This is a genomic window from Desulfosarcina sp. BuS5, from assembly GCF_028752835.1.
Lineage (GTDB): Bacteria > Desulfobacterota > Desulfobacteria > Desulfobacterales > BuS5 > BuS5.
Window position 1 is genome coordinate 3207666 of sequence record NZ_CP087952.1, and the last position, 26127, is coordinate 3233792.

General features: G+C 41.1%; 27 protein-coding genes. 22 read left to right on the forward strand and 5 right to left on the reverse strand.

Annotated features, from left to right (window positions below; translation table 11 throughout):
* The first annotated feature begins 55 nt into the window (after positions 1-55).
* The 6 genes from BuS5_RS15575 (at position 56) to BuS5_RS15600 (ending at position 5173) form a co-directional block, all read left to right on the forward strand.
* Positions 56-973 carry a tetratricopeptide repeat protein gene (locus BuS5_RS15575; protein WP_027353307.1) on the forward strand — a complete coding sequence of 306 codons (918 nt, stop codon included), beginning with the start codon at positions 56-58 and terminating at the stop codon, positions 971-973.
* 108 nt (positions 974-1081) lie between these two features.
* Positions 1082-1696: a GTP-binding protein gene (locus tag BuS5_RS15580; RefSeq protein ID WP_027353306.1), complete on the forward strand. Its 615-nt coding sequence runs from the start codon at positions 1082-1084 to the stop codon at positions 1694-1696.
* 9 nt (positions 1697-1705) lie between these two features.
* Positions 1706-2896 carry a DUF4388 domain-containing protein gene (locus BuS5_RS15585; protein ID WP_027353305.1) on the forward strand — a complete coding sequence of 397 codons (1191 nt, stop codon included), beginning with the start codon at positions 1706-1708 and terminating at the stop codon, positions 2894-2896.
* Positions 2893-3246, forward strand: coding sequence for a PilZ domain-containing protein (locus BuS5_RS15590; RefSeq protein ID WP_084445697.1), 354 nt, complete (start codon positions 2893-2895; stop codon positions 3244-3246). Before BuS5_RS15585 ends, BuS5_RS15590 begins: the two co-directional genes overlap by 4 nt.
* Before the next feature lie 6 nt (positions 3247-3252).
* Positions 3253-4134, forward strand: coding sequence for a phosphoribosylaminoimidazolesuccinocarboxamide synthase (locus BuS5_RS15595; RefSeq protein ID WP_027353303.1), 882 nt, complete (start codon positions 3253-3255; stop codon positions 4132-4134).
* An 82-nt stretch (positions 4135-4216) separates the two neighbouring features.
* Positions 4217-5173 (forward strand): ParB/RepB/Spo0J family partition protein, encoded by a 957-nt coding sequence (locus BuS5_RS15600; RefSeq protein WP_274427799.1) that lies wholly within the window; start codon positions 4217-4219, stop codon positions 5171-5173.
* Positions 5174-5217: 44 nt separating this feature from the next.
* On the opposite strand, the gene BuS5_RS15605 is transcribed toward BuS5_RS15600, so the two are convergent.
* Complete coding sequence (locus tag BuS5_RS15605) at positions 5218-5433, reverse strand: acetyl-CoA carboxylase biotin carboxyl carrier protein subunit (protein ID WP_027353301.1); 216 nt, start codon at positions 5431-5433, stop codon at positions 5218-5220.
* 592 nt (positions 5434-6025) lie between these two features.
* Here BuS5_RS15605 and ffh point away from each other — a divergent pair.
* The 12 genes from ffh to hemL all read left to right on the forward strand — a co-directional run bounded on the left by ffh (position 6026) and on the right by hemL (position 14142).
* Entirely contained in the window at positions 6026-7357 is a 1332-nt protein-coding gene (ffh, locus tag BuS5_RS15610) for a signal recognition particle protein (protein ID WP_027353300.1), read from the forward strand.
* Positions 7358-7527: 170 nt separating this feature from the next.
* Positions 7528-7782, forward strand: coding sequence for a 30S ribosomal protein S16 (gene rpsP / locus BuS5_RS15615; protein WP_027353299.1), 255 nt, complete (start codon positions 7528-7530; stop codon positions 7780-7782).
* A gap of 65 nt (positions 7783-7847) precedes the next feature.
* Complete coding sequence (locus BuS5_RS15620) at positions 7848-8078, forward strand: KH domain-containing protein (protein ID WP_027353298.1); 231 nt, start codon at positions 7848-7850, stop codon at positions 8076-8078.
* Positions 8079-8082: 4 nt separating this feature from the next.
* Positions 8083-8604 (forward strand): ribosome maturation factor RimM, encoded by a 522-nt coding sequence (gene rimM / locus BuS5_RS15625; RefSeq protein ID WP_035264677.1) that lies wholly within the window; start codon positions 8083-8085, stop codon positions 8602-8604.
* Positions 8605-8617: 13 nt separating this feature from the next.
* Positions 8618-9403, forward strand: coding sequence for a tRNA (guanosine(37)-N1)-methyltransferase TrmD (gene trmD / locus BuS5_RS15630; protein WP_027353296.1), 786 nt, complete (start codon positions 8618-8620; stop codon positions 9401-9403).
* The gene (locus tag BuS5_RS15635; RefSeq protein WP_035264653.1) at positions 9375-9914 is read left to right on the forward strand and encodes an RNA methyltransferase; all 540 of its coding nucleotides are present in this window, start codon (positions 9375-9377) and stop codon (positions 9912-9914) included. Before trmD ends, BuS5_RS15635 begins: the two co-directional genes overlap by 29 nt.
* 42 nt (positions 9915-9956) lie before the next feature.
* The gene (gene rplS, locus BuS5_RS15640; RefSeq protein ID WP_027353294.1) at positions 9957-10301 is read left to right on the forward strand and encodes a 50S ribosomal protein L19; all 345 of its coding nucleotides are present in this window, start codon (positions 9957-9959) and stop codon (positions 10299-10301) included.
* 18 nt (positions 10302-10319) lie between these two features.
* On the forward strand, positions 10320-10958 hold the full coding sequence (locus BuS5_RS15645) for a ribonuclease HII (protein ID WP_157487334.1): 639 nt from the start codon (positions 10320-10322) through the stop codon (positions 10956-10958).
* An 11-nt stretch (positions 10959-10969) separates the two neighbouring features.
* Positions 10970-11344 carry a YraN family protein gene (locus tag BuS5_RS15650; RefSeq protein WP_027353292.1) on the forward strand — a complete coding sequence of 125 codons (375 nt, stop codon included), beginning with the start codon at positions 10970-10972 and terminating at the stop codon, positions 11342-11344.
* Complete coding sequence (rsmI, locus tag BuS5_RS15655) at positions 11319-12212, forward strand: 16S rRNA (cytidine(1402)-2'-O)-methyltransferase (protein WP_051374631.1); 894 nt, start codon at positions 11319-11321, stop codon at positions 12210-12212. Before BuS5_RS15650 ends, rsmI begins: the two co-directional genes overlap by 26 nt.
* Positions 12213-12226: 14 nt before the next feature.
* Positions 12227-12790 carry a 4'-phosphopantetheinyl transferase family protein gene (locus BuS5_RS15660; protein WP_027353290.1) on the forward strand — a complete coding sequence of 188 codons (564 nt, stop codon included), beginning with the start codon at positions 12227-12229 and terminating at the stop codon, positions 12788-12790.
* 68 nt (positions 12791-12858) lie between these two features.
* Positions 12859-14142, forward strand: coding sequence for a glutamate-1-semialdehyde 2,1-aminomutase (hemL, locus tag BuS5_RS15665; RefSeq protein ID WP_027353289.1), 1284 nt, complete (start codon positions 12859-12861; stop codon positions 14140-14142).
* A 16-nt stretch (positions 14143-14158) separates the two neighbouring features.
* Here the strand turns inward: hemL and BuS5_RS15670 are convergent, their stop codons facing one another.
* Positions 14159-14980: an SIR2 family NAD-dependent protein deacylase gene (locus BuS5_RS15670; RefSeq protein WP_027353288.1), complete on the reverse strand. Its 822-nt coding sequence runs from the start codon at positions 14978-14980 to the stop codon at positions 14159-14161.
* Between the two features lie 335 nt (positions 14981-15315).
* Between BuS5_RS15670 and BuS5_RS15675 the strand changes: the two genes are divergently transcribed.
* The 4 genes from BuS5_RS15675 to BuS5_RS15690 are packed head-to-tail and all read left to right on the forward strand — an operon-like array spanning position 15316 to position 20849.
* Entirely contained in the window at positions 15316-17721 is a 2406-nt protein-coding gene (locus BuS5_RS15675; RefSeq protein WP_027353287.1) for a penicillin-binding protein 1A, read from the forward strand.
* 10 nt (positions 17722-17731) lie between these two features.
* Positions 17732-18694, forward strand: coding sequence for a TAXI family TRAP transporter solute-binding subunit (locus tag BuS5_RS15680; RefSeq protein WP_027353286.1), 963 nt, complete (start codon positions 17732-17734; stop codon positions 18692-18694).
* A gap of 1 nt (position 18695) precedes the next feature.
* On the forward strand, positions 18696-20411 hold the full coding sequence (locus BuS5_RS15685) for a TRAP transporter permease (protein ID WP_027353285.1): 1716 nt from the start codon (positions 18696-18698) through the stop codon (positions 20409-20411).
* Positions 20412-20432: 21 nt separating this feature from the next.
* Positions 20433-20849, forward strand: coding sequence for a secondary thiamine-phosphate synthase enzyme YjbQ (locus BuS5_RS15690; protein ID WP_027353284.1), 417 nt, complete (start codon positions 20433-20435; stop codon positions 20847-20849).
* 688 nt (positions 20850-21537) lie between these two features.
* On the opposite strand, the gene ltrA is transcribed toward BuS5_RS15690, so the two are convergent.
* The 3 genes from ltrA to BuS5_RS15705 form a co-directional block, all read right to left on the reverse strand.
* Complete coding sequence (ltrA, locus tag BuS5_RS15695) at positions 21538-22911, reverse strand: group II intron reverse transcriptase/maturase (protein WP_036019348.1); 1374 nt, start codon at positions 22909-22911, stop codon at positions 21538-21540.
* 811 nt (positions 22912-23722) lie between these two features.
* Positions 23723-24643: a glycoside hydrolase family 130 protein gene (locus tag BuS5_RS15700; RefSeq protein WP_027355098.1), complete on the reverse strand. Its 921-nt coding sequence runs from the start codon at positions 24641-24643 to the stop codon at positions 23723-23725.
* Between the two features lie 23 nt (positions 24644-24666).
* Positions 24667-25815 carry a glycosyltransferase gene (locus BuS5_RS15705; RefSeq protein WP_035266681.1) on the reverse strand — a complete coding sequence of 383 codons (1149 nt, stop codon included), beginning with the start codon at positions 25813-25815 and terminating at the stop codon, positions 24667-24669.
* Between the last annotated feature and the right edge of the window lie 312 nt (positions 25816-26127).

Genomic DNA, 26127 nt, shown 5'->3' on the forward strand with positions numbered 1-26127 from the left:
AAAAGGTATTAATTACCGATGCTTGTGCTAATACTAACAATTGGTGGTATCAAATATGAATATTGCAAAACAGATTAAGGGACTAATACAGGAAGCGGATATTTATAGTTCTCAGGGGTTGTATGTTGAAGCTAAGGGAAAGTATGAAGATGCAGCAGGATTATTTCAAAAAAGTAAACAACTTGAAAACAGCGATAATCTGTTAAGTGTAATTTTACAAAAAATTTCAGCATTGGGACAGAAGATTAAGTCATTAGACGGAACCGGAGCAAACCATGAAATATCTATAAAGGCGCAGAATCTTATAAAACAATTATTCTCTTTTTCAAGTGAGGAACATGAAGAGGCTGCAAAGCTTGAGGGAGCTATAGCGTTGGCGAAATTCGGTCAGTTTGAACGGGCATTAAAAGATTTTTTCGAATTGTTAAGACATGATACTGTCCGGGTAGTGGCTGCAAAGAATATTCTTAGATGCCATGTAGCTTTATCTTCACTGGATGCTGCTGTGGCTCAATTCCAAAAATGGCTGACCAGTGATTCTTTTAATTCCGCAGAGTTAAAAAAGATACGGTTATTCCTGCAGGATATGATTGATAAAAAGGAGGTGAATATCACTCTTCCTGAAATACGCGGTGAGGATAAGGGGTCTAACCAACTTCAGGAGAAGGATGATCCTGCTAATGTGCTGGATATCAGTTCAATCGGGATTATTTTTGATTCCGGGCCTCGAAAGGGATCAATTGTAGAATATGATGTCAGCTTTCAATCCGGCAATATGATTAGTTTGATAATTTCAAGCAAGGAGAAGGAATGGGTCGACAGCCTTTCCATAGACCATAAGCTTGAAGATGTTCAATATTACTCTCCTATAGCAATGTTTAACGGTTCCGGTCTTGTTTCATCCAAGACAGAGATAAAATCAGGGCCAAAGAGAGGAGATTATTGTCTGGATATAAAAATTTTAAGTATGTAAAATAGTAACTGTTATAAGATAAATGTTGCATTTTTGCTTGAAGTAGCTTGCAAAATATTTTTATGAGTTTGTTAAAAAAATCCTCTTATTGCCTTGGAGCTGGAAAATATGGCTATTTTTAATTTGAAGAAACGAGAAATAGAGTGTAAAATTGTATATTACGGCCCTGGTAGGTGTGGAAAGACAACAAATCTTGAATCAATTTTCAGGACTTATCAGAAACAGATAACCGGCGAAATGGTTTCCATTAATACAGAGGGTGATCGTACCCTTTTTTTCGATTTTCTTCCCATGGGCCTTGGTAAAATTAGGGGTTGTGAAATTAGAGCGCAATTATATACCGTCCCTGGTCAGGTACGCTATTCTTCAACCAGAAAGCTGGTTTTACGAGGTGTTGACGGCATAATATTTGTCGCTGATTCGTTTAAGGTCAGGCGTGAAAAAAATATGCTCTCATTGCAGGATCTGCAGAAGAATTTAAAGGAATATGGTATAAATATTTTAAAAATACCTCTTGTTATGCAGTATAATAAAAGAGATCTTGCTGAAGAAGGGCTTCCATTGATGTCTCTGGAAATGATGGAAAGGGATCTGAACAGGCAGCTTAAGGTGCCTTCCTTTTCCGCAAGTGCAATCACTGGTGATGGTGTTGGAGAAACTTTACAGGGATGCATGAAATTAACACTGGAATTTTTACAGAAACAATTAAAGTGGGCTGAATAAATAACAGGTATGAAAAACAGCATTGTTTTTTCCGGCGAACTTCAGTTTTTAAATCTTGCTGAATTGATACAGGTTCTTGGTACAAATGCAAGTAATGGTATTCTGCGCATTACCAGCAGATATGCTAAAAAGCCCGGTTTCATATACTTTAAAAATGGTGATCTTGTAGATGCCTCAAACGGTTCAAACACAGGGGCCGAAGCTGTTTATTCGCTGTTTGGATGGACTGAAGGTATATTTGAATTTACCCTTATGGATTTAGATATTGAGAAGAAGATCAACCAGAGCAGGATGAAAATGATCCTGGACGGATTGAGGATGCTGGATGATGGAAAAATTATAAGACTTGGCCCTGTTTCTGATGTCAAGAAATTTATTCCCGATAGCCAGCCTGGCAAACCTTTGATTAAGGGTCCGCTTATCGATTATATGTATGTGGTGGACGAAGAAGAATTTCTTGATGGTGATAGAATTGTTGAAGAGAATAAATTCGGTAACTGGATGTGGGTTATATTGAGCGGTGTAGTGGATATAATTAGAAAAACAAAACAAGGCCCGGAGGTAATTTTAAAGATCGGCAAGGGTGGTTTTATCGGCAGGTTAACTTCATTGTTAGTGCGAAGGGATATACGTAATGCTACTGTTGTTGCTGTTGGTAATGTTCAACTGGGCGTACTCGATTTACAACGTTTGTCCAATGAATACTCCTGCATGTCTAATGAGTTCAGGAATATTGTAACGAGCCTTGAAAACAGACTGGATCAGGTTACCAATTTGTATATCGGGCCTGGAATGCCTAATAAGGATTTTTATGATTTCATCAAAGGCAAAGACCCATTCTTCGTGCAGGGTGGGAGAGATGCAAGGCTTTTCACGATAACATACGGCCAAGCCTTTGTTGCTCGCAATACACCGGGAGGTTATGTTAAGCTTGCCAATCTAAGCGAGGGAGATTTTGTTGGTAATATTCCGTTCCATTCGATAGGGCATGAGCCTGGTGCAGCTTCTGTTTTCGGATCAAAAGATATTGAGGTTATGCCGATTGATCCAGGTAAGTTGCAAAAAGAATATAATGGTACTCCATTAATTTTTAAAAAAATTATTGAACATACGGGAAATTGTATTGCCGTTACCACAAGATTGGCCTGTGATAAGAACAAGAGCTGTTTAATTAATAAGAATGAAAAAGTGGGAATATGATGACTAAAGACAACAGAAGACATATAAGAATAGACTCAATCAATCTGACATATTTTGCACTTGATGAAAATGATAAAATTGTAAAGCAGAGCATTGGCAGAACATTGAATGTTTCAGAATCGGGAATTCTTTTGGAAACCCATATTCCTGTTGATTTAAAGCAGGCAATATTGCTGGCAATAGGCCTGGAAGACGATGTGGTTGATATCAAGGGTAATGTTATTTATTCAGCCGATTGCGAGAATGGAAAATATAAAACCGGAATTGAGTTTTATGATGTTGATGAAACAGCTTTTCAGATTTTAAAGTTATTTATCGATTATTTTAACAGGCACGAGGGAAAGGGATAAGGTGTAATGGGACAATCTTTATTTGAGACTGATTTTACTGAGCTGGAACTGGCGAAAAGGGGGAAGGTAAGAGATATCTATGACCTTGGAGACAGACTTTTGATAGTAGCAACCGATCGAATCTCTGCGTTTGATGTTATAATGCCGGATCCTGTTCCTGAAAAAGGAAAAATTCTTACAGCAATCTCCCTGTTCTGGTTTGAAGTTATGGAGCCGATTGTACAAAATCATCTTATTTCAAGTAACATAAAAGATTATCCTGATATATGTAAACCGTATGCTGATTTCCTGGACGGAAGAAGCATGCTTGTTAAAAAAGCGAAACCCCTTCCTATCGAATGCGTTGTAAGGGGATATATTTCAGGCTCAGGGTGGAAGTCATATCAGGTATCCGGAAGTATTTGCGGTATAGAGCTGCCTAAAGGGCTTAAAGAGTCGGATAAACTCCCGGAAATTATTTTTACTCCTTCTACAAAAGAGGAGCAAGGGGCGCATGACATTAATATAGATTATGAATCAGCAGCCAAGATGGTTGGGCCAAATCTTGCAGCAAGAGTCAAAGAACTCAGTATTGCAATATATAAAAAGGGAGTTGAGCTTGCTGATGAGAAAGGAATTATTATTGCCGATACCAAGTTTGAATTCGGCCTTTATGATAATGAGGTTATTTTAATAGATGAAGTGCTTACCCCCGATTCATCCAGATTTTGGCCCAAGGGATCTTACCATCCCGGAGGCCCGCAGGATAGTTATGATAAACAATACATCAGGGATTATCTGATTTCAATCAATTGGAATAAAACACCGCCTGCTCCAAACCTGCCCGGCAAAGTTATTCAGAATACGCGCAGCAAATATATGGAGGCGTTAAAGCAGTTGACAGAATAAATAGCGGTCACGGCTGGTTGAAACAGAAAAAAAACGGTAAACCGGGAACTGATAACCGTGAATGGGCGTTAAATACTCATCTATGCACTTTAAAGAAAAAAACATAGAGCTTGCGTGTATTGATTCAGAAGATAAGACTTTCTGTATTACAACCAGAACTGAAATTGATCCCCTGGCTGCATCTATTCAGGAAATAGGGTTGATTACCCTCCCCATACTTAAAGAAAAAGGTGTAAAATTAATAGTTGTTAGCGGTTTCAGGCGGATAAAAGCATGTAAATTGCTCGGGCTTGTTCATATCAAGGCGCGTGTTTTATCTTCGGAAGTAACTGATTTAACATCGATTAAAATTGCTGTTGCTGAGAACGCTCTCCAAAGGCCCTTGGATTTGATAGAGCAAGCACGGGCGGTTCATCTGCTCGGTAAATATATTGAAGATGATACTGCAGCGGCAAAGATTGCATCCGGACTGTGTCTGCCGGGAAATCAGTCTATTATTAAAAAACTTAAAGACCTTTATAATCTATCTTCTTCTTTACAGGAATATGTACTCAATAAGACCCTTTCCCTTACAATAGCTCTCGAACTTGGGGCTTTGGATAACCATGCCGGAGTAGCTTTTGCCGATCTTTTTGATGAACTTAAAACAAGCCTGAATAAACAGAAGGAGATAATTAGTTTAACTAAAGAAATTGCTTTGCGTGATGATAGCTCAATTTTGGAAGTGCTGCAGGAGAACGGGTTAAATAAAATAATTAACAGTAAAGACCCGGATCGGGCAAAAAAAACCGCAGAAATAAGATCTTACTTAAAGCAGAGACGGTTTCCCGTCATAACAGATTATGAGAAAAATTTTAAAAAGCTTATCAAAGTATTAAGACTCGGAAATGGTATAAAACTTGTTCCCCCTAAAAATTTTGAAGGAAAGATCTATAAATTAACCATAGATTTTAAAAGCCACGCGGAGCTCGAAAAACGTCAATCTATCCTCAACAGGATTATAAATGAAAAAGGGGTCAAATCCATGTTCGACCACTGACAGTCAAACATCGAGCCGACCCCTTTTTGTTTTAGGTTAAAGTATTAATCTATTATCGCCAGTACCTGATTAACTTGCACCTTATCCTGTTCTTCTACTTTGACCTCGGTAACTGTGCCGTCTGACGAAGCACAGATCGGATTTTCCATCTTCATGGATTCAAGTATTATCAACTCATCATCAGCATTTACTTTGTCTCCGGTTTTTACCAAAACTTCTATTATGGTTCCTGGCATTGGGGATACTATCTCTACACTCATTTAATTGCTCCTTTTAAAAAAAATATAAGTGTTCGGTTGAAATTTCGGGCCTTTTTTGCAAGAGTTTTCGTTTGAAATTAATTATCTGAAAATCTATATTGTGTGTAAAAACTATACGTTTAATTTATTTAATATGGTATAAAAACACCATGTATGTCAAGTTAGAAATGAATCTCTTAAGCCCTAAATGTAGATTTTTCTAAAACTCCGATATAAGGATTTTTAAATAAAGAGGTAGCCTTCAACGCCTACGTTACGAGGGGTTTTAAAGCGCGTACAGGCGCGTAATTGCATAAATAGAGGTGTTTGTATGACTGTGTGGCTATCAAGTTTACTTAATTAACATATTGATATAATTAGTATTTTATATTATTATCTTTGCTTAAATCCTTATATCGGAGTTTTAGAGATTTTTTAATTAGATTGACTTTTTGAAGGCTTTATGATGAAAAGTCAATATTTCAAGAATTATTTTTTATATATAGGGAATGCTTATGGGAAAACAGCTATGATTTAGCTTGACACTTTTTGCTTTTAATATTAATTTTATTTATTTTATGTGTATTAATCCATCTTTGATTCGGATCCGTTTATGTTTGATAATTTAAGTGACAGGCTAAACTCAGTATTTAAAAAGCTAAAAGGGCATGGTAAATTAACTGAGAAAAATATTGAAGTCGGTCTTAAAGAAGTCAGGATGGCATTACTGGAAGCTGATGTTCATTACAGGGTTGCAAAGAAGTTCATTTCGGCTATAAAAGAGCGTTCCCTTGGTCAGGAGGTGTTATCAAGTCTTACACCTGGCCAGCAGATTATAAAAATAGTTAGTGATGAGCTTACGGAACTTATGGGGGCCACCTGCGTGGGCTTGAATCTTGCCGGACAAAAACCTGTTTCAATTATGCTTGTCGGGCTTCAAGGATCGGGCAAAACAACTACCGCAGGCAAGCTTTCTGTTTTATTAAGGAAAGAAGAAAAAAAACCTTATCTGGTGCCTGCTGATGTTTACAGGCCGGCTGCAATTGATCAGCTGAAAAAGCTTGGAAAACAGCTCTCTGTCCCTGTTTTTCCTTCAAGTGCGGATATGGATCCTGTGCAGATTTGTATGGATGCTAGAGCCTCTGCCCTGCAGGAGGGATATGATACCCTTATTCTTGATACAGCAGGACGGCTGCATATTGATGAGAAGTTGATGGGTGAACTTTCTCAAATAAAAGAGGGGGTTTGTCCTACGGATATTCTGCTTGTGGCAGATGCAATGACAGGTCAGGATGCTGTCAATATTGCCGAATCATTTGATAAGGCGCTTGATATCGGCGGTATTATTTTGACTAAAATGGATGGCGATGCCCGAGGCGGAGCTGCTCTTTCCATTAAGGCGGTAACAGGCAAGCCGATCAAATTCATTGGCGTCGGGGAAAAGTTAGGTGATATTGAGCCTTTTCATCCCGACAGGATGTCTTCGAGAATTCTTGGAATGGGAGATATCCTTACCTTTATTGAAAAAGCACAATCGACAGTAGATGCAAAAAAAGCCGCTGAACTTGAAAAAAAACTAAGAAAGAGCAGTTTTACATTAGATGATTTTCGTGACCAAATGGTTCAGGTCCGCAAGATGGGCGCGCTTGATGATCTTATAAAGATGATACCGGGGATAGGTAAGAGCAAGCATCTGAAAAATCTTAAAGTGGATGAAAAGGAGCTGGCCAGGATTGAAGCCATTATCAGTTCCATGACACCCATGGAGCGGCAAAAACATACTATTATTAATGGCAGCCGCAGAAAAAGGATTGCAAAAGGAAGTGGTACGAGTGTACAGAATGTAAATAAGCTGCTTAAAAATTATGCTCAGATGATGAAGATGCTTAAAAAATTTAATCAGGGCGGCATGCATGGATTAGGCAGGGGTATGCTGCAGGTTTAAGGGAACTTCCAAGAAATAATATACCCATCCTGCTTGCCCTTTTGCCCGTCTTCTATGTTGTGATAACAGGCACATAGCTCACTATGCACCTTCTATCGCGCCTTGAAGACGAACAAAAGTTCTGCACGATATAGGTATATTATTTTTTTCCAGTTCCCTAAGGAGAATTAATGTCAGTAAAAATTAGATTGGCAAGATATGGCGCAAAGAAAAGGCCTTTTTATCGAATAGTTGTTGCAGATTCCGAATCTCCAAGAGATGGTAAATTTTTGGAATCGGTAGGGACATATAATCCATTACAAGACCCAGGTGCAGTTATTCTTCAAGCCGACAGAGTCAGATACTGGATGGATAACGGTGCTATTCCTACAGATACAGTAAGAAGCCTTTTAAAGAAACAAGATTTTTTTGCTGCGGATGTGTGATAATTACATAATCGGCAAAAGTTCAACCCTTCATTCTTGAACAGCCTAACAAAGGAGATGGATCTATGAAAGAGCTGGTAAAATATATTGCTCAGGCACTTGTTGATAATCCTGATCAGGTAGAGGTCTCGGAGGTAGAGGGGAACCAGACTTCAGTTTTGGAACTTAAAGTTGCCAAGGAAGATCTGGGCAAGGTTATCGGGAAGCAAGGGCGGACTGCAAGAGCCATGCGGACTATTTTAAGCGCTGCTTCTGCCAAGGTGAGAAAACGAACGGTGCTTGAGATCATGGAATAATTTGGTGGGGAAAGAGGGTTTTCTTTTAATCGGCAAGATTGTTGGCGTTCATGGTGTAAGAGGGAACGTCAAGGTCTACTCATATGCAGAATCCATTTCTACATTTAAAGCAGGGAGTTCAATTCTGCTTATTGATTCTGAAGGATTTGAAAAGAATTTTGTAATAGAATCGGTTAAGCCTCACAAAAACATTATCCTTTTATCACTTAATGGGATTTATAGTCGGGCTCTTGCTTTGCCCCTGACAGGGGCAAAGGTTTTTACGGAAAAATTTAAGCTCCCTGAGATTGATGAAAATGAATATTATTGGTTTGATATTATTGGGCTTTCAGTTTTTACATTAAAAGGGGAGTTTCTTGGAATAGTCGAATCAATAATGACTACAGGGAGTAATGATGTTTATGTTGTGAAGAATTCCGATAATCTTGAGAAGAGCGAGCTGCTGATTCCAGCACTTGAGTCGGTGGTATTAAAGATTAATTTAGAACATAAGAAAATGATCGTAGATCTCCCGGAAGGGCTGTGACGGTTGTCGGTATATGAATTTTGCTGTTCTTACAATCTTTCCGGAAATGTTTGATCTGTTCTGGTCCCACGGAATAGTAAGAAGGGCCATAGAAAAAAAGAGGATATCTGCTCATACAGTCAATATCAGGGATTTTGCCATGGACAGGCATAAGTCGACTGATGACAGGCCTTTCGGCGGCGGGTGCGGAATGCTTATGAAAACCGAACCTATGGCCGCAGCAATAAGATCCGCAAAAATAAGAAATCCTGCTTCGCAAACAATCCTCCTTACACCACAGGGGCGAAGGTTTGATCAGAATCTGGCCTATGCTCTGGCATCATTAAATGATCTTATCCTGGTGTGCGGTCGTTATGAAGGCGTTGATGAGCGTATTTGCGACACCTTAATAGATTTTGAAATCTCTATTGGTGATTATGTTCTGACCGGAGGTGAGCTTCCGGCTATGATCATCATGGATGCAGTGACCAGATTGCTTCCTGATACGTTGGGAGGAGCTGAATCAGCGGAAAAAGATTCATTTTCAGACACCTTGCTGGAGCATGCGCACTATACCAGGCCAAGAAGTTTTGAGGAAATTGATGTTCCTGAAGTGCTTTTGTCGGGTAACCATAGGGCTATTGATAAGTGGAGGCTTGAATCATCTCTGATTAGAACTTTTTTGAAAAGACCGGACCTGCTTGAAAAGAAAAGATTGGATTCCGGGGAGATAGATATTCTGAAAAAATGGTGTCTTGATATTGAGAAAATTATACGCAGCCAATCTTTACATGGCACTGATGCATTATCCGGTAGTTAATCGTAATGGCGATATAATTACATCGGCTGTAACAAATCTTGATATTCATGATATGTCACGGGCGGCTAAAACTTACGGTGTTAAAGCATTCTATATTGTAACTCCCCTGATGGATCAGCAACGGCTCGTCAAGAAGATAACCTCACATTGGACCGAAGGAGCCGGGGCCGAGTATAACCCCCTCAGGCGCAAAGCTCTTGAGTTGGTAAATATAAAGTCTTCTTTGAATGAAGTTGTGGGAGATATATATGATCGGTGTGAGCTTTTTCCGAAAGTAGTTGTTACGTCGTCTAAAAATTTTGGACCGAAACTGGTTATTGATAATTTTCGTACAATGCTTCAAAATTCCGGGACATATCTTTTGTTATTCGGAACAGGGTGGGGACTCACTGAAGAATTTATCAGCGCCGCCGATTATTTGCTTGAACCGGTTAAGGGCTGCACAGACTATAATCATCTTTCTGTCAGGTCTGCTGCAGCAATAATATTAGACAGACTGTTTGGGATCTGAAAATCTATAAAAGGTTTTTTAAATAATAATTCAGGAGACATTATGCAAATCATAGATCAGCTTAATAAAGAAAGCATGAGACTTGACATACCGGATTTTCGTGCCGGTGACACGGTCAAGGTGCATGCAAAGATAAGAGAGGGTGAAAAGGAACGTATTCAGATTTTTGAAGGAGTTGTAATCAGCAAACGCAAGGGCAAGTCGAACGCAACTTTTACGGTACGTAAGGTTTCATACGGCGTTGGCGTTGAGCGTATTTTTCTGCTGCACGCCCCTACCATCGATAAAATTGAAGTTGTAACAAGAGGTCTTGTGCGCAGGGCAAAAATATATTATCTGCGTAACTTAAGAGGTAAGGCCGCCAGAATAAAAGAGCGACGCTTTTAGGAGGCCGGGGTATCTATATTGTCGATTAAAGTGCTGATTAAAGAATTGGCTGGCCAGGACTGGTGGAAGTTTGAAAGGGAAGCTTTCAATAAAGGTTTTTTTAAAATTGCCGGCTTGGATGAAGCCGGCCGAGGTCCCCTGGCTGGTCCGGTTGTTTCCGCAGCAGTAATACTTTCTGATTCTTTTTCGGTATCCGGTATAAATGATTCAAAAAAATTAACCCCTGTAAAACGTGATTATCTTTATGATGAAATTTGTAAGCAGGCTCTCGCAACAGGAACAGGTATCGTAGATTCCGCGAAAATTGATCGAGTTAACATACTTCAGGCAACTCTGCTGTCAATGTTTAAAGCGGTTGAAAATCTTGAAATCAGACCCGACTGCCTGCTTATTGACGGCACATTCACTATTCCATCCGACCTTCCCCAAACTACAATTCCCAAAGGTGATTCTCTCAGCATTTCCATTGCCGCCGCGTCCATTATCGCCAAGGTAACGCGTGACAGGCTTATGAGAAAATATGACAGTAAATATCCTCAATTCGGCTTTTCACGGCATAAGGGTTATCCTACCAGAGCCCACAAGGAAGCGATAAAAAAGTTCGGTCCGTGTCTTATTCACAGGCGCACCTTTAAAGGGGTTAAAGAATATCTATAGATTTCCGGATTATGCTTAATAATAATCAAAAATTTGGTGAAAAAAGTGAATCAATGGCTGCCGGGTATCTTGCGAAAAGATTAGGATATAAAATTCTTAAAAAAAATTATCGTACAAAAATTGGAGAAATTGATATTATCGCAAAAGACGGGGATACTTTTGTTTTTGTGGAGGTAAAAGCCAGAAGATCGTCATTTTATGGAAATCCCAAGTACGCGGTAACATCCATGAAACAGAAAAAAATATCTATGGCGGCTCTTTATTATCTTAAAACAAGAAAGCTAAGCAATGCCAAAGCAAGATTTGATGTAGTGGCAATAAATTTTTCGAAACAACTCCCTGAAATAGAAATAATAAAAAATGCCTTTGAACTTGCCTATAGATGATCCTGAAAAAAGCAAAGTTCAGGGTTGCCTGTATATTGTTTCTACACCCATAGGAAACAGGGATGATATTACACTAAGAGCGCTAAAAGTTCTTGAAGAAGTCGATCTTATCGCCGCGGAAGATACAAGAAAGACGGGCCGCCTACTTGCTTTTTACAAGATTAATAATCGACTGACATCTTATCATGAATATAATGAAGCTGAGAGTACTGCAAGACTGATTAAAAAAATAGATTCAGGATTATCGATCGCATTAGTATCTAATGCCGGAACCCCGTCTGTCTCTGATCCCGGATATCGCCTTATTAAAGAGGCTGTTGCAGGGGGTATAAAAATAATTCCGGTTCCCGGTGTATCTGCTGCTGTAACAGCTCTTTCCGTTTCAGGCCTCCCCACCGATTCTTTTGTCTTTGCCGGCTTCCTTTCCAAAAAGAAGGGAAAACGTTTGGGGCAGTTAGGAAAGTTTACATCTGAATTAAGAACCATGATATTTTATGAATCGAATAAGAGGATAGAACGATTTTTAGGGGAAATAATAGAAACCTTAGGCGACAGATATGGAGTTCTTGCCCGTGAAATGACAAAGAGACATGAAGAGTTTATCAGGGGGCCAATCTCTGATATTTTCAACAGTATTAAAAAGCGTACTGTTGTCAAGGGAGAGTGTACGCTTATAGTAAGCGGCTGCGTGGAAAAAGAAAAAGTTGCGCCGGAGACTGTCACAGACGAAATCAGGCGAAGACTGAAAGTATCCGATGAGAGCATTTCACAACTTTCAAAAGATATAGCAGTAAAATTCGGTGTTTCAAAAAAGAGCGTCTATGATGACGCGGTTAGAATGAAGAAGGAATTACTAAAGAGTGATTAGGGGCAATCTGCGCTATGGGTATTATTTATCCCGTCATACTACCTGTGCCTGAAAAAGATCAGATCCTTTCCGGCAGGGAAAAGGTATTATACTTAAGCCGGCACGCAAGAAAAGCTCTTGCAGTTTCAGCGCGTAAAAATGGATTTGTTTTAACCGAATTAGTAAAAGATGACCAGGGGGCACCCAAGCCATTTGATGGAAAATGCTGGTCTATCACCCACAAGGATGAATATGTCGGTGGTGTGGTCTCACCAGCAAGGATTGGAATCGATATAGAAAAAATCAAGTCATGCTCCAAGTCTCTTTTTAAGAAAACGGCAAGTCAAAAAGAATGGTCTCTTTCTGATGAAGAACCGGATCGACTTTTTTTTAGATACTGGACCGCCAAAGAGGCTGTAATAAAGGCAAACGGAACAGGCATCAAAGATCTTTTAAAATGTAATGTTATAAAAATTATGGATAAAAATCGACTTGTTGTGGGTTATATGGATAATACCTGGATAGTTGAACATTTTTTTTTTAACGGGCATATAGCATCTGTCGTTAAAAATTCAAAAGTAATAGAATGGGTGTTTTAGGAAAGTGTTGACCGATAGCGAAGTTGAAATCATCCGATAACTTTTTATGAGAGGGTCTATATTTAAACATGAAACGAGAAAAATCACAAAACCTGTTTAATAGAACTACTGGTATCATACCAGGCGGAGTTAACAGTCCTGTGCGGGCATGCAAATCTGTCGGTGAAGAACCTGTTTTTATAGATTATGCCGAAGGGTGCATGATCTATGATGTGGATGGAAACTCGTTTATAGATTACATAGGTTCCTGGGGACCAATGATATTAGGACATAGATATCCGTCAGTTATTAGGGCCCTTGGATCTGCTTTAAATCGCGGTACCAGTTTCGGAGCCCCCTCAGATCTTGAAACAAGGCTTGCTGAAACAGTAATTAATGCGGTGCCGTCCATAGAAATGGTTCGCTTGGTTAACTCGGGTACGGAAGCAGCCATGAGCGCCGTGAGGCTTGCACGGGGATATACAGGCCGGGATGTGATTGTTAAATTTGACGGCTGTTATCATGGCCATGCAGATACCCTTTTAGTCGAGGCAGGATCGGGCGTTGCAACTCTTGGGATTCCGGGAAGTCCAGGCATCCCTGAATCGATTGCCCAACACACTAATTCTCTTCCGTTTAATGATATTGATTGTTTTAAACAGTTCATGGATGATAGAGGTGACAGCATTGCCGCAGTAATAGTTGAGCCGGTTGCGGGAAACATGGGCCTTGTTCCGCCAGTGGAAGGTTTTTTGGAGATATTAAGGTCTTTGACGGAAAAATATGGGGCCTTGCTGATTTTTGATGAAGTAATGTCCGGTTTCAGGGTTGCTTACGGAGGTGCCCAGTCTCTTTATGGGATTAATCCGGATATAACCTGTCTAGGTAAAATTATAGGGGGCGGCCTGCCGGTTGGAGCTTATGGTGGACGCAAAAAGATTATGGAGCATATTGCTCCCCAGGGGCCGGTATATCAGGCCGGAACATTGTCTGGTAATCCTCTTGCCATGGCTGCCGGAATAGCAACTCTGCTGGAGTTGAAGAAACCAGGTTTTTATGAAAAGATAAATCAAAAAGCGGAACGTCTGGTCGAAGGACTCAAAACGGCCGCTGTAAAGAGAGAAGTACAAGTCCAGGTCAAGTGGGTGGGCGGCATGTTGGGTCTGTTTTTTTCAGATAGGGATGTAAAGAACTTTAATGATGCAAAAAACTGCGATCTTGATATGTTTGCAGCTTATTATAAGGGTATGTTGAAAAAAGGAGTATTCCTGGCGCCTTCACAGTTTGAAGCAATCTTTATTTCAGCAGTTCATAAAAGTGCAGACATAGATAAAACAATAAAAGCTGCGGAAGAAGTATTCGAAGCATTGTAAAGATATAGATTTAATTTCAGCTTCTGAAGACTTCCATTATGGACGGAAGAGCAGTGCCGCTCGCTTGTTTGATAAAAAATCCCCGCTCGACTGACAGCGCCAGCTTGGTAAACGGGTTCTCTTCAATATTTATATCAATAATTATTGCATTATGATTTTTTGCTTCCCAGGCTACTTGGTTAGGAAGATTTGTTGCGCCTGAAGTGCCGACTATCAGGAGTAGTTCCGTTTCTGCGGCCGCCGCCAGGGAGCTGTGGAAGTGATAGTGTTTTTCATTATAGGCTTCATCAAACCAGAGCACATGGGGCCTGGTGTTTTTTCCGCAATCAGGACACTTGAGAAGTTGCCGTTCTTCTTCTGTAATATTTTCTCCTTTTTCTTTGCCCGGTAGATCTCTGGGGAGCGGATAAATTTTTGAAGTGCAGTCATGCACGCAGCGCATGAAGAAGATGTTGCCATGTATTTGATATGTTCTTGCAAGGCTGTTGCCGGCCATTAGGTGCAAGCTGTCGACATTTTGGGTTATGATCGTAAATCTGTCCTGAAAAAGTTTTTCCATTTCAACCAGGGCAATATGCCCCGGATTCGGCTTGGCCTTTCTGCATATGTTCATTCTGTAAAGATACCATTTCCAAACCTCATCCGGTTTTTGCATAAACATATTGTATGTGGCCATCTCTTGAGGGTGATATTCCTTTGAACCTATGCTCCAGTATCCTTCCGGCCCACGGAAAGTAGGGATGCCGCTTTCGGCGGAAATGCCCGCGCCGGTTAAAACTGTTATACGTTTTTTGTTTTGAGCAAATTCTGTAAGTATTTTTTTCAGTCTGGAATTCATTGGAGTCTCCTTGGGAAAGTTACACGATTTTTTCACTTTTAATCGGTAGCAGTAGTCTTATAAAATTTCAAATCATTAATTCCACATTATCTCACCATTATCTTTGATGTTTTTTATGAGAAAATAGGGTTAGACAAGTTTCTTGCGTTAATATTTAATCTTTGTTAGCCTTCCAACGTTTGAAATTTATTTTGTTTATTACCCCAATACCATGGCTGACATGACAAAAAAGGAAAGAGAGATTTATATTTTTATAAAACCGGATTGGGTCTTCATAAAATTCGATCCAGCTACAATACATAAAGCATTTTTTTATATAAAAGGTATTTGAATGTATGGCAACAAATAAAAGCGTCTCCAGGATATTGAAAAAAAGGGCGAAAAAAGAGAAAAAAGGTATCTTGTCAAAAATTTTTCTGTGGTTTTTTTTATTTGTAATATTAATAATATGTTCGACAGGCATGGCCGTCACAGGAATATATTTATACCTTAGTGAAAATTTGCCGAAAATTTCGCGGCTTTCGGATTATCAACCTCCGGTGATTACAACAGTCTATTCTGATGACAATAGAAAAATAGCTGAATTCTATCATGAACGAAGGATAATTATTCCTTTTTCCGAAATACCCCCTATGTTGACAGAGGCTTTTCTTGCGGCTGAAGATGCCAGGTTTTATGTACATAAAGGGATAGATTTTCTTAGTATTGTAAGAGCTTTTTTTAAAAATATAGAAGCCGGAACTATAGTGCAGGGAGGCAGTACCATAACCCAGCAGGTGGCAAAATCATTTCTTTTGACGCCTGAAAGGAGTTATACAAGAAAAGCAAAAGAGGCCTTGCTGGCTTACAAAATCAACAAGGCCTTCACCAAAGAAAACATACTGTTTCTATATCTTAATCAGATCTATCTGGGGCATGGGGCGTATGGAGTGGAAGCAGCTTCTGAAAATTATTTCGGCAAATCCGTAAAAGAATTAAATCTCGCGGAATCTGCACTGCTGGCCGGCCTGCCCCAGGCTCCAAGCAGATATTCACCTTTTAAATTTCCTAAAAGGGCAAAGCAACGTCAGATATATGTTTTGAACCGTATGGTTGCCGAGGGATATATAACCAATATTCAAGCTACAGAGGCAATTAATACCAGGCTCGATATTAAACCGCGGCGCAATTGGTATATTGAGGAGGTGCCTTATTATACCGAATATATCAGGTGTTATATTGACAACAAATACGGAGAGAATGCCCTTTATAATGGCGGATTGCAGATATACACTGCTGTTGACATAGAGATGCAGAAGATTGCCAGGGAAGCGATAAATAATGGACTGATGGCTTTGGATAAACGCCAGGGTTATAGGGGACCTCTAAAAAATTTAGCTCCTGGAGAGATAGAGTCATTTTCGAAAGAGGTCACCGATAGTCTGGGCGCCCGGCCTCTGCTGCAGGGCGACATCTTAAAGGGAATGGTAATAGAAGTCGATGATAAAAAAAAAATGGCTACTGTTCGTATAGGCAGTAAGCTAGGCGCGATTAGTATCGAAGATATGAAATGGGCCAGAAAACCTGATCCCGAAACCCCTTATTTTAAAGCAAGAATATATCATCCCGGGGAAGCTCTCAAAACAGGTGACGTGATACTGGTCAAGGTTGCAGGGAAGATTGATGGTTCCGATCTATATAAACTTTCACTTGAGCAGACCCCTGCTGCCCAGTCCGCATTGCTGTCTATTGAAGCGGAAACCGGACTGGTAAAGGTAATGGTGGGGGGAAAAGATTTTAAAACGAGCCAGTTCAACAGAGCTGTTCAGTCGAGACGGCAGCCGGGTTCGGCCTTTAAACCTGTTATCTATGCAGCGGCAATAGACAAAGGATTTACTCCCGCTTCAGTTATAATAGATTCTCCTATTGTATTAAGGGATGTTGAACATGACTTTACATGGAAGCCTAGAAATTATAAAAATAAATTTTATGGCCCTACCCTGTTGCGCAAAGCTTTCGCACACTCGCGTAATGTTGTGACAATAAAAATTTTACAGAGTATCGGCATTGACTATGCAATAGAATATGCAAATAAACTCGGAGTAACATCAAAGCTAAGCCGGGACCTGTCCATAGCCCTTGGTTCTTCAGGCCTTTCACTTCTTGAAGTAGTTACTTTATATTCCGTTTTTAACAACCAGGGTTATCTGGTTAAGCCTGTTTTTATTACTAAAATTTTGGACAGGAACGGTGAAGTTCTTGAGGAGAATTTGCCTGACAGAAAGAGGGTAATCGATAAAAGTACGGCGTATATAATGACCAGTCTCCTGGAAAGTGCTGTACAACACGGTACCGGACACAGGGTTCGAGCCCTGAAAAGACCTGTTGCAGGCAAAACCGGGACTACAAATAATCTTTTTGATGCCTGGTTTGTGGGGTATACACCAAGATATACAACAGGTGTCTGGGTAGGCTTTGATGATGGCGGATCCCTTGGGGAATCGGAAACAGGTTCAAGGGCGGCCAGTCCCATTTGGCTTGCTTTTATGAAAAAGGTGCTTGCAGATAAACCTGTCAGAATATTTCAGGTTCCGGAGGGTGTTGTATTCTCCAAGATAGATGCCGAAACCGGGCTTCTCCCGATTCCTGAATCTAACAAGGTTATTTTTGAATGCTTTAAAGAGGGAACGGTTCCCACGGAATATACAAAAAAGCCGGATTCAATCACAGAAGAAGAGGATTTTTTTAAATCTGCAATGTAGGAGATACCCCATGAAACCGAAACAAATACCGATTATTCTTATTTGCTGCACCGCCGTGATGATTTTTATGATCCTGACCGGATCTGCTTATGCGATGATGTATCGATTTTCTGGTGGACCTTCAGGCGGCACTTTTCAGTATTATGCAAGTGCTGTTTCCACCCTTTCCAAGCAGAACAGGATAAACGTGCTGGCCAGTTCTTCCGGCGGTTCGATTGAGAACATCAGGCTTGCAAATTCAGGGAAAGCAAGTTTTGCGGTGGCATACTCAGGCCATCTGTTTCAGGCCGAAAACGGTTTGTTACCTAAGGATACACGTACATATAAGAATGTGCTGGCTGTATGTTATTTATACGGTGCGCCGGCCCAGTTAGTTGTAAGGGCTGACTCGGGAATTACAGAAACTCTGCAGCTTGCCGGCAAAAGAGTCGGCACGGGTAATGCCGGGTCAGGTGCCGCAGCCAACTGCGAACTTTTTTTTTCGGAACTGGGTCTCTGGGACAAGATAAAGAGGAATTTTCTCGGCTACCGGCAGGCGGCCGATGCCTTTAAAAATAAACAACTTGATGCCTTCTGGATTTTTTCCGGTTTCCCCAATTCGGCGGTTATAGAAACCGCGCTCCAGAACAAAATCAAGTTGATAAATTTATATCCTGAAGCTGAAAAAACTAGATTTCTGCAAAAATATCCCTATTTTACCAAAGTAGTTATTCCGGCCGACACTTATAAAGGAGTATCAACCGATACAATAACCTTTCAGGATGCAACCTTGTGGGTGGCAAACAAAAAAGTTCCGGCAGACTTGGTATACAGGCTTTTAAAGATTATCTACAGTCAAAAGGGCCTTGAATATATGGTAAGTGTTCACAAGTCGGCCAGGGCCATGAGTATACAAGACGGGATTCATGGTATTATAACCCCCTTACACCCCGGAGCCGCAAAATTCTGGCAGGATAACGGAATTTTGAAATAAAATGTATGCCCCCCTGAACAGATTCGAAAAAATTATTTTTGATCTTTTATCGGTCGGTCTGGTCCTTTTTTACTCCTTTTCAGCCTTGCTAAGGCCCGCGGCGACCCAGTACCACCGGGGTATATATGTTATCATAACCTATGTTTTATGCTTCCTGCTATACAAATCAAAAAACAGTCTGTTCAGGAAAGTAGATTATCTTTTAATATTATTATCTATTATAACATGCGGTTACTGGATAGCTAATTTTGAGGCCATTAATTACCGCGCTGGCGCTGAAACGTTTATCGACAGCATAATTGCCGTTATTGGCGTTATTCTTGGAATCGAAGTCGCTCGCAGAGTAATAGGCGGGGTCTTTGTAATTATAGGCTTCCTTTTAATTATTTACGGCGTGTACGGCCCTTATGCGCCCGAGCTTTTTGCTCATCCGGGCGACAGTTTTACCGGTTTATGCATCACCATTTTTTATAAAAATGACGGAGTCTTTGGCATAATGGCCAATGTTCTGGCCACATACGTGCTCCTGTTTGTATTATTCGGTGCTTTTCTTGAAAAATCAGGCGCCCAGAAGTTTTTTATCGATTTTCCCCTTGCCGCAGTGGGTCACAGGACCGGCGGACCCGCCAAGGTGGCTGTTATTGCCAGCGCCTTATTCGGTTCCATATCCGGCAGCGCCATCGCAAACACGGTGTCAACAGGAGCATTTACAATCCCTTTGATGAAAAAAGCAGGATTCAGACCGCATATTGCCGGGGCGATTGAACCGGCGGCCTCCATCGGCGGCATGTTCATGCCGCCGATTATGGGAGCCGGCGGCTTTATTATGGCGGAACTCACCGGCCTGCCATATTCCCGCATCATGCTTGTGGCTGTTTTCCCGGCATTTATCTATTTTTTCAGTGTTTTTGTAATGGTCCATTATGAGGCCAAAGCCTATAATATAATCGGCGATAAATTTCATACCAGTGCCAAACGGATATTGCAAAAAGAATGGTATTATACGCTTCCCCTGATCTTGATTACCTTGATAATGCTGGCGGGCTATTCAGCCGGATTTGCCGCAGTTATCGGAATCATATCATGCCTGTCTGTAAGCTGGGTTAAAAAGGATACTGCAATAGGGCTGAAAGATTTTATTGAAGCGTCCCGGGCCGGCGCTGAGAACAGCCTTAAAATCGGTGCAACCGTCGGAGTGATCGGTATTATAATCGCTGTGCTCACATTCAGCGGACTGGTTTTAACCTTTGCAGATATAGTTATACAGCTTGCCGCCGGAAAACTTTTTTTGACAATCCTGCTGATAGCGGCGGCTTCCCTGGTGCTTGGGATGGGCGTTCCCGTAACTGCCGCTTACCTTATCACTGCCGTTGTTGCAGTGCCGGCTCTGACCCATCTTGGAGTCAACGAACTTGCATCGCATATGATCGTCTACTGGCTCTCCCAGGATTCCAATATTACCCCGCCGGTATGCATTGCGGCCTTTGCCGGTGCAACCATTGCCCAAGCCAATATGTGGAAAACCGCCTTTGCTTCTTTTAAATTCGCAAAATTCCTTTATCTGGCGCCTTTTTTATTCGGCTATGTACCCGGTTTTTCCCTCCAGGGAGACCTGTTTGATATAGTAAAGGCTTTTATTATTATTGCCGCCGGCACTTATGTTTATGCATATTTTCTCAGCGGTTTCTGGTGGCATAAAATTAAACAAAAGGCATAAACCCTTTCAGGAGGAGACTGTATGAAAACATACCGTAAAGAACTCTGGTTTAACGTTGCGGCAAGACGTGCTTTTATCAATATTACACCACAAATCGAAGATTGTATTCTTGAAAGTGGCATTAAAGAAGGCCTGATCCTGGTTAATGCAATGCATATCACAGCATCGGTTTTTATTAATGACGATGAATCAGGACTTCACCATGACTACGATATCTGGCTGGAAAAACTCGCTCCCCATGAGCCTGTATCCCAATACCGGCACAATGTGGGTGAGGATAATGCAGATGCGCACATGAAAAGACAGATCATGGGGCGCGAGGTAGTTGTAGCCCTTACAGAAGGGAGACTCGATTTCGGCACCTGGGAGCGGATATTTTATGGTGAGTTTGACGGGCGAAGGCGCAAGCGGGTTTTGGTAAAAATTATTGGGGAATAAGTTTACAGCCTTGTAGGGTGGGCTTTGCCCATCAAAACATAACACGCCAAACAAAAAACCATCGCCAATCAATATGCCAATAATATATAAAATCAGTAACCGTTCACGGGTTCAAAGGTTCAGTGTTCAAAGTTTCATTTCCCTGCAGGCAGGCACAAGGCCTGCCCCTACTATTGTTTTCACCGTGCATTTGATTTTCTTAGGGGCAATCCCTTGTGGTTGCCCTATACGGTATTTGAAACCGAATTGGCAATTGCTTGGAATGATAGACCACTATGCAGTAGATGTTTTTTAATCAATCTTTTTGCTTGTTTCTGTCCAATAAATCATTGTGTAATGGCCGAAAGACCTGAATAATAAGGCTTTTCGCATTTTTATTCAACCTATGATTTCCGAGGTCTGATATTAGATAATTTAAAAACTCTCCAGAGTAGTCTTTTAAGTTAAATTTCGTATTTATTTACAAGAATATTTCTGAAGCCCAACGACTGAACTCACTGGTTTTTACGGAGCGCAGCGGAGTAAAAATCCAGTTCCAGGTAGGAGCATCGGTTACCCGACGCCCCCCCTACAGACCCGTACGTGAAGATTTCCCTCATACGGTTCCTCGGTTCAAATCCTTTTTACCGGATTATCAACCAAACAGGCGACACCCCGTTTGGCGTATAACTTTGCAGCCCTTACGGCATCAAATATTATGGACTATTCTGGGTAATGGCAGTGGGTATGTTGTGCGCAAGTCCTCGAACATTACTTCGCCCTTGTGACTTCTTCGGCTTAACCATCGACGCCATGCTTTCTCAGTATATTCAAACACAACTTCCAGCACTTTGTAGTTACTTATTACTCCAAAGTACTGGTAAAAACCTCGCAGTTTACTGCAAAGAATCTCATACTGCTCGGCCATTGGCTTATGACGGTTATCCTTGCACCATATCCATATTCTCTTCATAAAACGGCTTGAACGCTTTCTTGCCGTCTTTTTCTTTATTACCATGTACCCTTTTAATGATTTTGACCAGTAAAATGTAAACCCTAAAAAATCAAACGTCCCGTTTCCCTTTCCGCTAATGCGTTTGGAAAATCGAATCAGTTTTGTCTTTTCCGGGTGAAGTGACAGCTCGAACTGTTCGAACCGCCTGGGTAATACATCCATGACACGCAATGCGTCTTTTTCATACTCGAACCCGAGGATGAAATCATCCGCCCAGCGTATGATGGAGCATCTCCCTTTCATCCGGGGGATCACTTCTTTCACGTACCAGTCATCTAAAACATAATGAAGAAAGATATTACTGAGCACAGGGGAAATTACTCCTCCCTGTGGAGTGCCCGTTTCAGAGTACGTCAGGTTGCCTTCCTCCATTACGCCTGCATTCAACCACTTCCCTATCAGGCGAATCATTCCGCCGTCACTTACTCTCCGACGTATCATGTCTTTAAGTAACTCGTGATTAATATTGTCAAATAGTCCTGTAATATCTGCGCTTACTATCCAGCTGATATTCTGCTTCAAGCATTGCTCACGTAAATCTTTGATTGCCATGTGTTGGCTCCGACCTTTTCTGAATGCATGGGAAAAATTGTAAAAATTCCTGTCAAATATGACATTCAATATGGCTGCTGCTGCTTTCTGGACAATTTTATCCTCAAGTACAGGTATGCCAATTGGACGCTTTTTCCCTCCTTCCTTGTCTATCCAGATACGCTTTACAGGAGACGCAACGTACTGTCCTCTCCGCAGTCGTTCATACAGATTATAGAGGTTTTGATCAAGATTTTCGGCATACTCCTTTGCCGTAACCTTGTCCACTCCTGCAGATTTGCTTTTCCGAATTTTACGAAAGGATTGTTTCAGTAAATCAAAGTCTATCCGATGGACTACTGATGTAAATACCAGTTCAGGATTACTTTGAGCAAGCAGCTCGATTTTGATAAGGGATGACCCACCTGTTAACACCGGTGGTTGTCCCCATTCTATCGGTCTGGAATTGCAAGCGACCGTTCTTGCAATTTCTCGGCTTTTTGTTGATATGGTTTGTGACATCTGTGTATCTCCCATAATTCCTGCCAAAAAAACGTTATACCCTGCTTCACCTTCCCTGCAGTGGGTCGCTTGGGCATCACTTCCCCACCTTTCCGATCAAGATAGTTCAATTCTTAATCATCGGTACTATGATCTGCTAAGACTTCCGAATGTTTATCTCAGGTTCGTTCGCTCTTCGCTATCCTCCCCTGATACCTTGTATCGCCCATCTTTTAATGTTTGTGTTTCTGCCAATGGCAGACTCGTTGCAAGGCGGGACATTCCTATGCAACGCCGGGATTTCGCTTGCGCTGGATTTCCTGTTACCGTTCTTTTTACCCAAGGAAACATCCGGGTCTCCCAAGTTCCCGAGCTACCCCTTTGAGTACATGCCCTGGTCTAAGACCCCGGTGGTGTCCTGAATACTTGCCTTAGCATATTCAGGACTGCTGCCTTCCGCTGTCTCCAAAGCGTCGGCTTTTTCCTGCAAGCAGGATTATCACAATGACCACAACCATACATTTTTCGGGGCTCAATACAGAGCCTGCAATCTTGCTCCGTCCAGCTCCAGACTCCCGTTACCGGGTTTACCTGTGGACTTCGCTACTGACCTGCTGGTTAGTCTTTAGTCAGGTGGGACTATCTTAACATCAATGCCAGAGCAAGCCCTGCAGAGATGAAGGAAACAAACCGTTTCCCGAGCACCCACTTGGTAACAATATCGAGTTTCAAAGACCTTGTGTCTTATCCCAACGATTCGGATTTATCTTGGCACGAGCAGTGATTTGTTCGGCCAAAATGTCCAATGTCAAGGGCGGCTGATCCCATCTCACGTATATTCTGCTTTTTATAACAAACAACGTCTGACGATCTCTTCTATATCGGCAGTAGCCATAGCTATCGCGGTATCTGATACACCATAATACATTTTTATCCTACCGTTTTCTTCCAGTATTGCTCCACATGGGAATACAACATTTGGGACATCGCCAATCCTTTCATAGCTTTCATCAGGACCGAGTATGAAATATTTGGTATGCCCCATGACTATATGAGGTCTTTCAAGATCTAAGAGCGCGGCCCCTATTCGGTATATGTTCCCGCTCCCTGTGCGCTTAACACCGTGGTAGAATAATAACCACCCTTCCTGGGTCTTTATAGGTGGCACAGACGCCCCCAATTTACCTGAGCTCCATCCACCAGGGGCGTGACTCATAAGTATTCTGGATTTCCCCCAATAAATAAGGTCAGGTGAATAAGATATCCATATATCTCCTCTTTGCCCCCCAAATCCTCCGGGTCTGGTAATTAAGATATATTCTTCGTTGATTTTTTCCGGAAACAATACCACATCCTTGTTATCGACATCCGTCACAAAAGATATGCGCTTAAATTTATCAAAATCAGATGTCTTTCCTATGGCCCCCCTAACACCATAGGGACCGAATGCAGTATAGGTAATATAATAGATACCGTCAATGGTTGTGATCCTCGGGTCCTCCACCCCAAATCTTTCATAAGGTTCAAAGACAGGATCTTGTGATGTCTCGATCCATGGTTCCTTATCTATACGAAAATCTACACTGTTTGCAGATCTGCCAAGGGTTAAATGGCTTTTTCCTTCAAGGTCTTCTATCCTTAATAATAATATGTATTCATCACCATATTTACATGCAGCGGCATTGAAGACCGAACTGCAGGGATAAGGGATGTCTGTTCTTTTGATAATGGGGTTTTTATAATATCTTTCAAATGGTGAACGGTTCATTATTAAACTCCTTAATACCTATTTTAATCCATCCATATAGCATCTATATCCAGAACAGACGGCTCAACAATCATTTTATATATCTCTATATGTTTCTGAGCTATCTTTATCCAGGATATATTATTTCTCACATATCTCAGGGCATTTTCAGAAAATTCTTTTCTCAAATCATCGTTACTTAAAATGGCATTAATGTTCTCTATATAATCTTTATCTGTATTACATACCAAACCTGCATGTATCGTTTCAATAAGTGAGGACATTGCAAGTGTATTACTCGTGACAATAGGCTTCCCAAAGGCAAGACAATGCGCGACTATGCCGCTTTGAGAGCTTATAGAGTAAGGAAGCACTACTACATCAGACGCTGATAATATTGTATCGAAGGAGTTCTGTGATATCTGTCCTCTTATTACTTTGATAGTATCCTTTTCTGCAGATGAATTTATCTCTTTAAAAAGCATGTTTCGATAATCTCGGTTCTCAACACCTCTAATCTTGCCTGCTACCACAAGCAATATGTCATTTAAGCTGTGTTTTTCAACTATCCTGGGCCACAACCTTATGATCCTATCGAATCCCTTGGACGGTCTGAAATACCCAATCATAAGTATGACCTTTGTGCCGGATGGAATTCCCATAGTTGCCTTTGCATTTTTTATTGGCTCGACTTCTCTGGCTCCATGAGTAACCACCTGAATCTTATTCAATAACTCTTTTTTGTTAAAGTGGGCTTTTAATGCCTCAAACTGATAAGGCTCATGGACTATTACTGAATTTGAATTTTCTATGAGAGAGGAAAGAATTATGAGGTGTTCGTCAGAAATTTTAGAATAAACCGTATGGAGTGTAGTTACAACCGGTATCCCTGTAAGTCGGAACAGCATAATTAATGGGATGACAGACACACCAAAATGTTTTCCGTATAAACCAAATTCATGTTGGATATGAACAATATCCGGTGTAAGCCTGGTCATCATAGAAAATGCATTTTCGGCAAGGTCTCCATCCTCATAGTTAAAGGCCGTAAACACATTTCTCCCCCCCCCACCATAATGGGAGACGATATATACATCCATACCGTTGCGCCTTAATGCATCGGTAAGGTATTGTGTGTATGTAGCGATACCACATTCTATCGGTGGATAAGTAGAAATAAAACCTATTCTCATTTTTGACTCCAGGGGGGTTACGTCAGATTCTTTAAAGTTTCGGTTTCTTTTTTATTGCCCAACGGCGCGGTTCACCTGGCGCAGGAGCTTCCGGTAGACTTAAAAACACCTATAATTTTCAAAAAACGAAGAGCTTCCAAAACAGCTCAACCCCTGCGATCAGGTGAAACCGTCTTGTTAGGGACACATGTGCACCCAAGTCGACATCATCCATTAGCTATCAGCATCGCATTAAATGCCGAGCAAATCATCAATAATAGCTCCCACGTCCACAGATACACCGAATCTGGTTTCTTGAGCTCAAAATATTTG